Source organism: Streptomyces sp. NPDC047525, from assembly GCF_040643025.1.
Lineage (GTDB): Bacteria > Actinomycetota > Actinomycetes > Streptomycetales > Streptomycetaceae > Streptomyces > Streptomyces durmitorensis.
The window spans coordinates 42,352-54,877 of the sequence record NZ_JBEYTL010000013.1; the positions used below are offsets into that span (position 1 = coordinate 42,352).

6 protein-coding genes are annotated in these 12,526 nt (G+C 71.5%); all 6 read left to right on the forward strand.

Going from position 1 to position 12,526, the window contains the following annotated elements; translation table 11 throughout:
- Window positions 1-122 precede the first annotated feature (122 nt).
- The 6 genes from ABZ833_RS31675 (at window position 123) to ABZ833_RS31700 (ending at window position 12,400) form a co-directional block, all read left to right on the forward strand.
- Complete coding sequence (locus ABZ833_RS31675) at window positions 123-3,161, forward strand: protein kinase (RefSeq protein WP_361053648.1); 3,039 nt, start codon at window positions 123-125, stop codon at window positions 3,159-3,161.
- A 227-nt stretch (window positions 3,162-3,388) separates the two neighbouring features.
- On the forward strand, window positions 3,389-5,086 hold the full coding sequence (locus ABZ833_RS31680) for a serine/threonine-protein kinase (RefSeq protein WP_361054123.1): 1,698 nt from the start codon (window positions 3,389-3,391) through the stop codon (window positions 5,084-5,086).
- Between the two features lie 103 nt (window positions 5,087-5,189).
- Entirely contained in the window at window positions 5,190-6,833 is a 1,644-nt protein-coding gene (locus ABZ833_RS31685; RefSeq protein ID WP_361053651.1) for a serine/threonine-protein kinase, read from the forward strand.
- A 103-nt stretch (window positions 6,834-6,936) separates the two neighbouring features.
- Window positions 6,937-8,730 carry a serine/threonine-protein kinase gene (locus ABZ833_RS31690; protein WP_361053654.1) on the forward strand — a complete coding sequence of 598 codons (1,794 nt, stop codon included), beginning with the start codon at window positions 6,937-6,939 and terminating at the stop codon, window positions 8,728-8,730.
- Window positions 8,731-8,904: 174 nt separating this feature from the next.
- Window positions 8,905-10,521: a succinic semialdehyde dehydrogenase gene (locus tag ABZ833_RS31695; protein ID WP_361053657.1), complete on the forward strand. Its 1,617-nt coding sequence runs from the start codon at window positions 8,905-8,907 to the stop codon at window positions 10,519-10,521.
- 49 nt (window positions 10,522-10,570) lie between these two features.
- Window positions 10,571-12,400 (forward strand): GMC family oxidoreductase, encoded by a 1,830-nt coding sequence (locus ABZ833_RS31700; protein ID WP_361053660.1) that lies wholly within the window; start codon window positions 10,571-10,573, stop codon window positions 12,398-12,400.
- Window positions 12,401-12,526: the final 126 nt, after the last annotated feature.

A 12,526-nucleotide genomic window follows, 5' to 3' on the forward strand; every position in this document is an offset into this window, starting at 1 on the left:
ATCTCGCATCCCCTCAATGTGGTTTGCCTCCGGCACGTATCGTGAGTGACTGCGGACCGTACGCAGCCGCAACAAGGCGTTAGACGAACGGAATTGACCACCGGGCGGACGGGGGAGGCGTCGTGGACGAATACGCGGGGCGGGTACTCGCCGACCGCTATCGCCTGCCGCTGCCTCCTGCGGATGAGTACGAACTCGCCGAGACGCGCGCCTTCGACACGTACAGCGGCCAGGAAGTCCTGGTCAGGCAGGTGCCGTTGCCTGAGGTCGTCGACGCGGAGGTGCTTGAGCTCGATGAGCGGGACCTCCCGGAGGGGGAGCTTCCGGCGGGGTTCGTGAGCGCGGGTGCGGTGCGGCGGCCGTCGGCGCGCACGACGCGCAGGCCGTCGGATCCGGCGGTGCGGCGCGCGATAGAGGCGGCGCAGGCCGCCGCGCAGATTCCCGACCATCCGCGGCTCGACCAGGTCTTCGACGTGTTCGCCGAGGGCGGTTCGCTGTGGATAGTCAGCGAGTTGGTCGCGGCGAGGCCGCTGGCCGCGCTGCTCGCGGACCGGCCGCTGAGCCCGTATCGGGCGGCGGAGATCGCCTCGGACGTGGTGACGGCGCTGCGGGTGCTGCACGCGCACGGCTGGGTCCACCGGAACATCACCGCCCGCACGGTCCTGGTCTGCGACGACGGCCGGGTGGTCCTCACGGGCCTCGCGGCCGGCGCGGCGGAAGAGGCGCTGTGCGGGTACGACCCTCGGCCCGAGGAGTTCTTCGCGGGTTTTGAGGGTGGGGCTGGGGGTGGTGCCGGGGATGGTGCCGGGGCCGACCCGGACCCCGATGAGGGTGAGCCTGACGGGGCCTATGAGGTCGATGAGAGCGATCGTTCGCGTGGGCATGCCGCGATCGAGGCCGCCCCGGCCGCTGAGCCCGGGGGCGATGTACGGGCGACACGGTCCAACGCCATAGCCGCGTATCGCGCCGGGGCACGGGCCGCGGCGCGGGTGAGCGAGGACGAGGGGCGGCGGGGCCCGGCGTCGAGGGGCGCGGAGCTGCCGGGGCCCAGGGGCGGCGGGTCGTTCGGGGCGCGTGAGGGGTACGAGGGGTACGAGGCGTACGACGACGAAGGGCCGCGTAGGTACGGCGCGGAGGGCGGGAGCGGCAGCGAAAGCCGCAGCGGGAGCAGGGGGAGCGGCGGGACCAGTGGTGAGGCCGAGGTCGCCGGGAGGATCCTGGATCCGTATGGCGTCGGCGGTACGAAGCAGTGGCACGGGGCCGTGCCGAGGGGCGGCGGCGCGGGGGCGTCGAGTGCCGGTGCGGGCAAGAGTGTTGGGGGTGTTGGGGGCGTCGGCGGAGGAGGCTTCGGTGGGCCTGCCGGCGGGTTCGCCGGGGGGAACGACGGAGGCAGGGCCGACCGAGACACCGGTCGAGGCGCCGACCGAGGCACGGACCGAGGCGCCGACCGAGGTGAGCTAGGCCCTGCGAGTGGCCGTGGCGGTCAGGGCGTTGGTGCCGGCTACGAAGTACAGAGCGCTGCCTACGAAGGCCAAGGCTCTGGCTACGGCGCCCCGGGTTCCCCGTCGCGTCACGACGCACCGGGCTCCGCACTCAGCCGAGGCGGCCCGGACTCCACCCCGGAAGCCGACCCCACCTCGGCCCCCACCCCGCCCCCCTCCTCGTCCGGCCACAGCTACTGGGACGCCCTCGTCGCCGAGCGGAGCGGGGCCCGGCGTGGGCCCGCCACCGCTCTTGCCGCCGAGCGGGCCCGGCACGCGCGCATGACCGTGGTCGGGGCCGTCACCGAGCGGTGGGCGCCCGAGCAGGCCGGGCCCGTGCACGAGAACTGGCAGCTTGCCCCGCCCATCGGACCCGCCACCGACCTCTGGGCGCTCGGCGCGTTGCTGTTCCGCGCTGTGCAAGGGCACGCGCCCTACCCCGAGGAGAGCACCTTCGAGCTCGTCCAGCTGGTATGCGCCGAGCCGCCCGCCTTCGCGGAGGAGTGCGGTCCGCTCCGGCCCGTCGTCGAGTCGTTGCTGCGCCAGGACCCCACCGAGCGGCTCGACTTCGAGGAGCTGAACGGCTGGCTGCGGTCGCTGGTCCGCTCGGCGCCCGAGCCGGAAGCCGGTGCGAACGTCGTGCCCGCGCCGCCGTTCGACGCCAGGCGGCTGCCTGTCGTACGCCGTCGCGGTGTTCTCGTACGTCGAAGGAAGCGACGCGCCCCCGCGCCCGCCGCCACCGCCCCCACGCCGAACTCCCGTCAGAACGGCCGTCACAAGCACAAGCAGCCCAAGCAGTCCAAGCAGTCGAAGCAGCCCAAGCGAGGGCGGGAGGCTAGGCCCGCAGCCGCCGCGTCCGCCTCGGCTTTCGCGTCCGCACCCGCACCCCCGCGGGCACCCGCACCCCCACGCGCACGCGCGCCCAAGCGGAGCGGGACGGGCCAGCCGCGCTCCCTGGGGCGCCTCCTGCTCCTGCTCATCCTGGTCGGGCTCGTCGCGGCGATCGCGTACGCCGTGGCCTTCATGCCCAAGTCGGGGGAGAACAAGGGCAGCGAGCGTGCCGGATCCGCCGGTGACCCCGGCACCAGCCAGGGGCCCGGCCCCGGCAGCGGCTCCAGCGCCCGGCCCAGCGAGGACGGCAAGTCCGACAAGCCCAGCGACAAACCGAGCGAGAAGCCGGAGAGGAGCCCCGACTCGCAGGAGCCGCAGACCAGCGGACCCGCGCTGCCGAAGGGGTTCACGCTCCGCAAGGACGCCGAGGGCTTCCGGGTCGCCGTCGCGAGCGGCTGGGACCGCCGGCCCAAGAACGGGCGGGGGCAGGTGCTTTACACGCAGGGCGACTTCGAGCTGATCGTCGTGCCGGGGCGGGACGGCACGGACGAGTACGGCAGCGACCCCATGAAGTACCAGCGCGAGCACGAGCGCGAGCTTCAGCCGTTCCGCGACTCGACCTGGGCGGTGTCCTCCGGGATGCGCAGGATCGATGTGGGCGGACGGGTCATGGGCGAGGGGCAGTTCACCTGGAGCGGCCCGGACGGCGGCGAAATCTTCGTACGCAATCTCGCGATGATCGTCGGCGGGAAGTACCACGTCGTGCAGATCCGAGGACCTGAGGCGGAGCGGGACGAAGTGGACCGGTTCTATGAGCAGGCCTCGGCGACCTATCAGGTCACTGATTGAACCGTTGACCGGTTTCCCACCCCCATCAGTCATCATGTGATGCGTCGGGCACGGTATTTGACCGTTCCTGATCGACGTTTCGCGGAGCTTCTCGGCCGCGGGAGCGGCTCGGTGTCGTTGCGTCACGCGTCACAGTGAGGTCTCCGAGCACCCCCGGAGGTTCCCCGCACGCCACCGGCTCCCTAACCTGGGCCATGTCAGAACCATTGCGGGGGATCGTGAATCAGATGCAGGGCCTGCTCCTCGCGGGCCGCTACCGGCTCGGAGAGTCCATCGGGCGCGGTGGCATGGGACGGGTGTGGCGCGCGCGGGACGAGGTGCTGCACCGGGTCGTCGCCGTCAAGGAGCTGACGGCCGCGCAGTTCGTGCAGGAGGCCGACCGCGCGGTCCTTTTCGCGCGTACGCACGCGGAGGCGCGGGCCGCGGCCCGGATCAACCACCCCGCGGTCGTCACCGTCCACGACGTCCTCGAGTACGACGACCGGCCCTGGATCGTGATGGAGCTGGTCGAGGGCCGTTCACTCGCGGACGCCGTCAAGGAGCAGGGCCGCATCGAGCCCACCGAGGCCGCCCGCATCGGCCTGTGGACCCTGAAGGCCCTGCGCGCGGCGCACGCGGCCGGGGTCCTGCACCGTGACGTCAAGCCCGGCAACGTACTCCTGTCGGACGACCGGCGCATTCTGCTCACCGACTTCGGGATCGCCGCGATCGAGGGGGACTCGACGATCACGCGGACCGGCGAGGTCGTCGGCTCCGTCGACTATCTGGCGCCCGAGCGTGTCAGCGGCGCCAACCCGGGCCCCGCGTCCGACCTGTGGGCGCTCGGCGCCACGCTGTACACGGCGGTCGAGGGGAACTCCCCGTTCCGGCGCACGTCCCCGCTGGGCACCATGCAGGCCGTGGTCACGGAGGAGCCCGCGCCGCCCGAGTACGCGGGGGTGCTCGCCCCTGTCATCAGCGCGCTCCTCCGCAAGGACCCGGACACCCGGCCGACCGCGGAAGAGGCCGAGCTGATGCTCGCCGAGGCGGCGGAAGGGCGACAGCCGAGCGCGGGGCAGGCGTACGTGCCGACGCAGATCCACTCCACGTCCCAGCAGCAACAGCAACAGCGGCAACAGCCGCAGCCCTCGCCCCAAGCGCAGACCCGGCACCAGCACACACCGCAGTACGGCCACCACTCGGTGGAGCCCGGCACCGTCGTCCACGGGAACAGCGGGACAGGAAACGGCACCGGCCCCAACTCCGCACCCCACCACTCCGGCACCGTCGTCCACGGCATCCACCAGTCACATCAGCCCCACCAGTCCCCGAGTCACCCTCCGAAGCGCCGCATGCGGACCGCGATCGTCGCGGTGATCGCCGCGGCCGTGCTGCTCGGCGGCGGAACCGCGGGCTACCTGTACTACGCGGACGGCGACGACGGCCGTACGGAGCAGTCCAGTGACGGAGCGCCGGGCAAGGCGGTCGGCGGCATACCCAAGGACTGGCCGTTGGTGGAGGACGCCGAGGGCTTCAAGCTCAGGCTGCCCAAGGGCTGGGAGCGCGAGGCCGACGGCAATCAGATCGACTACACCCCGGACCACGGACGGCACTTCGTACGCATCAGCATCGACCGCAACACGACGTGGGAGAGCCCCTACACGCACCAGCTGGACCTGGAGAGGAACCTGAAGGTCAAGCTGCCCGACTACAAGCGGCTGCAGCTCGACCAGAACACCTACCGCGACCGGACGGGCGCGCTCTGGGAGTTCAGCTGGAAGGCGGGGGCGAACGACACGACCGCGGGCCCGCGCCGCGCCATCTCACAGTCTTATCTCGGCCGTGACGGCGTCGAGTACGTGATTTACATGTCGTCCCCCGCCGCCGACTGGAACAAGGCGCGCCAGCAGTTCGACGCGATACTCCGTGGCTGGCGGGAGCGCTGAATGCCATCGCCCGCGGCCGGGGTGGCTGGGACGAGCGGCCTGAACCAGTCCGCCGCCCAGGTCCGGAGGGTCCGTTCGCACACGTGTGGGGCATGATGGCCGCATGGGGAGCGTGGGGGACAACGCCCGGGTCATAGCTGGCCGTTACCGCCTGGATGCGCGGCTCGGCAGGGGTGGCATGGGCGTCGTCTGGCAGGCCACCGATCAGTTCCTCGGCCGCCGGGTCGCCGTCAAGGAACTGGCGCTCGACGACACGCTCTCCGAATCAGACGCGATGCAGCAGCGCGAACGCACCCTGCGCGAGGCGCGGGCGGCGGCGCAGCTCAGACATCCGCACATCATCGTCGTCCACGACGTCGTCGTGCAGAGCGACCACCCGTACATCGTCATGGAGTTGATCGAGGGCGGTTCGCTCGCCGGGCGGATCGCGCGTTCGGGTCCGATGAACGCGCGGGCGGTGGCCCGGATGGGCATCGATCTCCTTGGCGCGCTGAGCGTCGCGCACGCCGCCGGGGTCCTGCACCGCGACATCAAGCCCGCGAACGTCCTCATGGAGGAGGCGACCGGACGCGTCGTCCTCACCGACTTCGGCATCGCGCAGGTCAGCGGGGCGACGACGCTCACGGAGATCGGGTCGTTCGTGGGCTCGCCCGAATACACCGCACCCGAGCGGATGTCGGGCGAGCGGACAGGGCCCGAGTCCGACCTCTGGTCGCTCGGCGCGCTCCTCGTCGCCGCGCTGACCGGCGAGTCGCCCTTCCGGCGCGACTCGATCGGCGGCGTGCTGCACGCCGTCGTCTTCGACGAGATCCGCCCGCCGCCGGCCGCCGCACCGCTGCTGCCCGTCATCCTCGGCCTCCTCGAACGCGACCCGGACCGACGGCTCGGGGCGGCGGAGGCGGTGCGGCTGCTGCGGACGTACGTCGAGACGGGGCGGATGCCGTCGACACCGGCGGGCCGGGCCGGCGGTCAGCCTTCGGCGCTGCCGGGCGGGCGGCTCGGCGGCTACACGCCCACCTACCGTGACCTGCCCACTCGTCCGCCCGCGCACCCGGCAGGGCCTTCCCGGGGCCGGCGCAGGGTCATGCTGATCGCCGCCGCGCTGGTGGCCGCGGTGGCCGGGGCCGGGGTGTCCGCCGCCGTCCTGCTGGGCAGGGACGACGACGGGAAGGGCGGTACGCCGTCGACGCCGGCCTCGCAGAGTTCGCAGACCGGGCAGACGGGGAAGCCGAGCCCGTCGCCTTCGCCGACCCCGACGGTGACGGTCACGCGCGGCTCCCGCACACCGAAGCCCTCAACGCCCGAGGCCCCCGAGGGCTACCGCGTGGCGAAGGACCCCCGGGGCTTCACGCTCGCCGTGCCGGACGGCTTCACGCGCGAGCTTGACGGGCCCCGCACCTTCTACAAATCGCCCGGCGGCACCTACCGCATCGGCATCAAGGAGTCGGCTCCGGAGCCGGGCGGCCCGCTCGCCGTGCAGCGCCGCTCCGCCGCCAAGGGGCCGGAGAACAACCCCGGTTACCGGGACGGCGAGGTCAGCGAGACCTCGCACAACGGACGGCCCGCGGCCCTGTGGCAGTTCAGCTGGGACGGCTTCACGGAGGCGGAGGGCGCACGGCACACGTATGACCTGTGCTGGGAGGAGGGCGGCCGGATGTACGACGTGTGGGTCTCGGCGCCGGTCGGCAAGGCCGAGCAGGGCAGGCGGTATTTCGACACCGCGGTGGACTCGTTCGTACGCCGCTGAGTCCATGTCGTACGCCGCGGAGGCCCGGCCCGGCGCATCACCCCTGTCACAAGTCGGTGACCCGAGTGGAAGCGGGGGCCTTCGGCAAGGTACTGATGTGGGCATGAGTAATGACGGGGGAGCCAACCACGGCCCGTACGAACCGACCAGTTTCGGACTGCAGCCGCCGCAGTCGTCCGTACCGGGGCAAGGCGGGCAGCAAGGTCAGGACGGCAACCCGTACGCCCAGCAGCAGCCGCACCACCAGCAGCCGCACCAGCAGCAGTCGCAGCCGCCGCACCAGCAGCAGGCGCACACGCAGCTGTCGCACCCGCAGCAGCCCGCCGCGCCGACGCCGCCCCCGTCGCCCTACGCCCAGCCCACCCAGGTGGTGCCGAACCAGCCGTCCGAGCCGGACCCGGGCGCGGGCCGCCTGATCGCGGGCCGCTACCGCCTCCTCTCCAAGCTCGGCCACGGCGGCATGGGCACGGTCTGGCGCGCGAAGGACGAGACGGTGGACCGCGACGTCGCGGTCAAGGAACCCCGCATCCCCGACCACCTGCCCGAGCGCGAGCGCACCAACGTCTTCGAGCGGATGCGCCGCGAGGCGCGCGCCGCGGCCCGCCTCGACCACCCGGCCGTGGTCAACGTCCACGACGTGGCGGTCGAGGACGGCCAGCCGTGGATCGTCATGGAGCTGGTCCAGGGGCGCTCGCTCGGTGCCGCGCTCCAGGAGGGCACCCTAGGCGCCCGCGAGGCGGCCCGCGTCGGCCTGGAGGTGCTCGGCGCCCTGGACGCCGCCCACCAGGCGGGCATCCTGCACCGTGACGTGAAGCCGGACAACGTGATGCTGGGGCAGCACGACCGCGTCATCCTCACGGACTTCGGCATCGCCCAGATCGAGGGCGAGACGAACCTGACGGACACGGGCGGCTTCGTCGGTTCGCCCGAGTTCATCGCCCCGGAGCGGGTGTTGGGCCAGCGCCCCGGCCCGGCCTCCGACCTCTGGTCGCTCGGCGTGGTCCTCTACGCCGCGACGGAGGGCGTCTCGCCGTTCCGCCGCAACAACACCCCCGCGACGCTGCAGTCCGTCCTGAACGCGACGCCCGCGGCACCGGCTTCGGCCTCGGGCCCGCTGGCGCAGGCGATCAACGGGCTCCTGGCCAAGGACCCGGCCCAGCGCCCGCGCGCGGCACAGGTCCGCGCCCTCCTGGAGGAAGCGGCGAAGCCGCCGGAGGTGGCGCCGACGCGGGTCGTCCAGGTCGGCGGGGGCGGAGCCTCGGGCGGCAAGGGCGTCACCATCGGCCGCAAGGGGCTCATGGGCATCGGCGCGGTGGTCGTGGCGGCCGTGGTCGCAGGCGTCCTGGTGGTCATGAACCCGTTCGCGGCGGCCGAGGCGGACAGCTGGAAGCAGCACGAGGAGAAGGCGCTGGGCGCGACGCTGGCGGCGCCGCCGGACTATGTGAAGTCCGCGCCGGACGGCACCGTCGCGACGGAACACTGGGTCAGGTACACCGACCCGAGCACCGCCATCTCGATCACTCTGTCCCTCGCGAAGAAGTCCGAGGACAGCGCCGGCGAGATGGCGGGGTCCGCGGCCGCGCAGGCGTACAGCGACAGCGACGGCGTCGAGAACGGCGACGACACCGACATGGCCGAGGATCCCGCTCCCCGGAGCAGTACGGCGAAGACGTCGTACAAGGACCGGGAGTCCGCCGAGAACACGATCACCTACGTCGATGATTCGGACTCGGAGAGCCTGAAGCCGCGCGAGGCCAAGGTCTTCTACTACAAGGCCGCCAAGTCCGGCGACATGTACAAGCTCGCGATCGACTACCCGAGCAAGGGCGACTTCGTCGAGCGCGGCCGTGAGGTCGCCAAGACCGCGATCGCCGAGCTGGAGATCGCGAACCCCTGACGCGGGCCTGTTCCGCGAGTGCAGTCCGAATTGGTGACCCGTTGTTGATCAACTCCGGCTAAGCCCCTGATCAGGCGCTTTACCGCCAGCGATCGCTGGCACGGTGTGTGCGCCCGGTGAAAGCTGATTACCGACGGGTACCCAAATCCCTGACCTGGGCCTACGCTCACCTCCATGACGGACTCGCAGGCCACCGCAGCGCCCCTCGGAACGAACCCGATAGCCACCGCCCCCGAAGGCGCGCGCACCGCCGCCGACGTGGTGACTCCCGAGCTGATCGCGCAGCTCACCCGGGATGTGATCGGCACGGGCCGGACCGCCAACCACCAGCCGTTCACCGGTGAGAAGCTGGCCGACCTGCCCGAGTCCACCCCCGAGGACGTGGCCACCGCCTTCGAGCGCGCCCGCGTGGCCCAGGTCGCCTGGGAGCGCACCCCGGTCCGCCGCCGCGCCGCGATCCTGCTCCGCTTCCACGACCTGGTGCTCCAGCGTCAGGCGGAGGTCCTCGACCTCATCCAGCTGGAGACCGGCAAGGCGCGCCTGCACGCGCACGAGGAGCTGCAGGCCGTCGCCGTCGCCGCCCGGCACTACGGCCGCAAGGCCCCCGCGTATCTGAACCCCAAGCGGCACACCGGCGTCGTACCGACCCTCACGAAGGTCACCGAGAACCGTCAGCCGCGCGGCGTGGTCGGCCAGATCGCGCCCTGGAACTACCCCCTCGAGCTGTCCATCGGCGACGCCCTTCCCGCGCTCGTCGCGGGCAACGCGCTGGTGATGAAGCCCGACACCGAGACCTGCCTGACCGCCCTGTGGGCCCGCGATCTCATCATCGAGGCCGGGCTGCCCGCCGAGGTCTTCCAGGTGGTTCTCGGCGAGGGTCCTGTCGTCGGACCCGAGATCGTCAAGCACGCCGACTACGTCTCCTTCACCGGCTCCACCCGCGTCGGCCGCGAGGTCGCGCAGGGCGCCGCGGGCCGGCTCGTCGGAGTCTCGCTCGAACTCGGCGGCAAGAACGCCATGCTGGTGCTGCACGACGCCGACATCGACAAGGCCGCGGCGGGTGCCGTGCGCGCCTGCTTCTCGTCCGCGGGGCAGCTGTGCATCTCCATCGAGCGGCTGTACGTCCATGAGTCGATCGCGGACGAGTTCGTGGAGCGCTTCGCGGCGCGGACGAAGGCGATGCGGCTCGGCAAGTCCCTCGCGTACGGCGCGGAGATGGGCTCGCTGGTCGGCGAGCGGCAGCTGGAGACCACCAAGCGGCACGTCGACGAGGCGGTCGCCAAGGGCGCCACGCTGATCGCGGGCGGCGTCGCCCGTCCCGACATCGGCCCGTTCTTCTTCGAGCCGACGATCCTGGACGGCGTCGAGTCCCCGATGGCGGTGTGCGGCGAGGAGACCTTCGGGCCCGTCGTCTCCGTCTACCGCTTCACCGACGAGAACGAAGCGGTCGAGCTCGCCAACTCCACGTCGTACGGCCTGAATTCCTCGGTCTGGACGAAGGACGGCAGCCGCGGCCGCAAGATCGCGGCCCGCCTGCGCACCGGCACGGTCAACGTGAACGAGGGCTTCGCGCCCGCCTACGGCAGCGTGCAGTCGCCGATGGGCGGCATGAAGGACTCGGGCCTCGGCCGCAGGCACGGCTCCGAGGGCATCCTGAAGTACACCGAGGCGCAGACCGTCGCGCACCAGCGCCTCATGCCGCTCGCGCCGTCCTTCGGCATGGACGACGAGAAGTACGCGGCGTTCATGAGCCTGAGCCTGAAGGTCATGAAGTCGCTGCGCCTGCGCTAGGCATCTCAAAAGCCGTTCTCTAGGGGTCAGTTCTCAACGAGGAGAGTCAATGTCACAGGAGAGCTCTGTCCAGAAACAGTCGGACAGTGAGGCGGGAGGGTACGACGACGCGTCGTACGACTACGACGTCATCGTCGTCGGGTCCGGCTTCGGCGGCTCCGTCTCCGCCCTGCGTCTGACGGAGAAGGGTTACCGCGTCGGCGTGCTCGAAGCGGGGCGCCGCTTCACCCGTGAGTCGCTCCCGAAGAACTCCTGGGACCTCAAGAACTACCTCTGGGCGCCGGCCCTCGGCCTCTACGGCATCCAGCGCATCCACCTGCTGGGCAACGTGATGGTGCTCGCGGGGGCGGGTGTCGGCGGAGGTTCGCTGAACTACGCGAACACGCTCTACGTACCCCCCGCGCCGTTCTTCAACGACCCGCAGTGGAAGGACATCACGGACTGGCAGAACGAGCTCGCCCCCTACTACGAGCAGGCCAAGCGCATGCTCGGGGTGCGGCTCAACCCGACCACGACGCCGTCCGACGTCCACCTGAAGGCGACCGCCCAGGCCATGGGAGTGGGCGACAGCTTCCACATGGCGCCGGTCGGCGTCTTCTTCGGCGACGAGCAGGACGCCTCGGGTACGTCAACGGCCACGCCCGGCACGGAAGTTCCCGACCCCTACTTCGGGGGCGCGGGTCCCTCGCGCAAGGCCTGCACCGAGTGCGGCGAGTGCATGACGGGCTGTCGGCACGGCGCGAAGAACACTCTCAACGAGAACTACCTCTACCTGGCGGAGAAGGCGGGCGCCGTCATCCACCCGATGACGTCCGTCGTCACCGTCACCGAGGACTCACGGGGCGGGTACGCCGTCGCCACCCTGCCCACCGACGCCAAGCGCAAGGGACGCACGTTCACCGCGCGCAGGGTCGTCGTCGCGGCGGGCACCTACGGCACGCAGACGCTCCTGCACCGCATGAAGGACACCGGGATGCTGCCGCGCATCTCGGGGCGGCTCGGCGCACTGACCCGCACCAACTCCGAGGGCCTGGTGGGCGCGCAGACCACCGACCGTCGCTACCGCAAGCAGCACGGCGCCGAGAAGGCCGACTTCACCAAGGGCGTCGCGATCACCTCGTCGATCCACCCGAACGACTCCACGCACATCGAGCCGGTCCGCTACGGCAAGAAGTCCAACGCGATGGGCGGCCTGACGGTCCTTCAGGTGCCGTACAGCATCAAGGGCGGCTCGGCGCGGGTCGCGGGCTGGCTCGGCAATGTCGCCAAGCACCCGTGGCTGACGGTCCGTTCGCTCTCCAACTGGCACTGGTCGGAGCGGACCATCATCGGCCTCGTCATGCAGACGCTCGACAACTCCCTGACCACGTACCGCAAGGAGAAGGGCATCGGCAAGGGTCTGCTGACCGCACGCCAGGGCCATGGCGCGCCCAACCCGACGCAGATCCCCGAGGCCACCGAGGCGGCGACGCTGCTCGCCAAGGAGATCAACGGCTTCGCGGGGTCGAACGTCGGCGAGCTGATGGGAACCCCGTTGACCGCGCACTTCCTGGGCGGCTGCCCGATCGGCGACAGCGCCGACACCGGGGTCATCGACCCCTACCACCGCCTCTACGGCCACCCCGGCATCTCGGTCGTCGACGGCGCCGCGGTCTCCGCGAACCTGGGCGTGAACCCCTCCCTGACGATCACCGCGCAGGCCGAGCGCGCGATGTCGTTCTGGCCCAACAAGGGCGCCGAGGACACCCGTCCCGCACAGGGCATGGAGTACGTACGTCTCGCCGCCGTCGAGCCGAAGTCCCCGGCGGTACCGGCGGGCGCGTTCGGCGCGCTGAGGCTTCCCTTCCTGGGGATGCCCGCCGTGCCGGCCAAGAAGTAGTCCCGCAAGAAGCGTCCGGCAAGAAGTAGTCCGGCAAGAAGCAGTCCGGGCGGCCACCGCGGCCGCGTACGCGAAAGGACCTGCGCCCCCCTCCGAGCGCAGGTCCTTTCGCGTGCTTCAGGTGCC

Bases quoted from the DNA above. Each gene is read 5' to 3' on its own strand.
- ABZ833_RS31680 (WP_361054123.1), top strand. From the start codon at position 3,389: ATGCAGGGCCTGCTCCTCGCGGGCCGCTACCGGCTCGGAGAGTCCATC.
- ABZ833_RS31700 (WP_361053660.1), top strand. From the start codon at position 10,571: ATGTCACAGGAGAGCTCTGTCCAGAAACAGTCGGACAGTGAGGCGGGA.
- ABZ833_RS31690 (WP_361053654.1), top strand. From the start codon at position 6,937: ATGAGTAATGACGGGGGAGCCAACCACGGCCCGTACGAACCGACCAGT.
- ABZ833_RS31695 (WP_361053657.1), top strand. From the start codon at position 8,905: ATGACGGACTCGCAGGCCACCGCAGCGCCCCTCGGAACGAACCCGATA.
- ABZ833_RS31685 (WP_361053651.1), top strand. From the start codon at position 5,190: ATGGGGAGCGTGGGGGACAACGCCCGGGTCATAGCTGGCCGTTACCGC.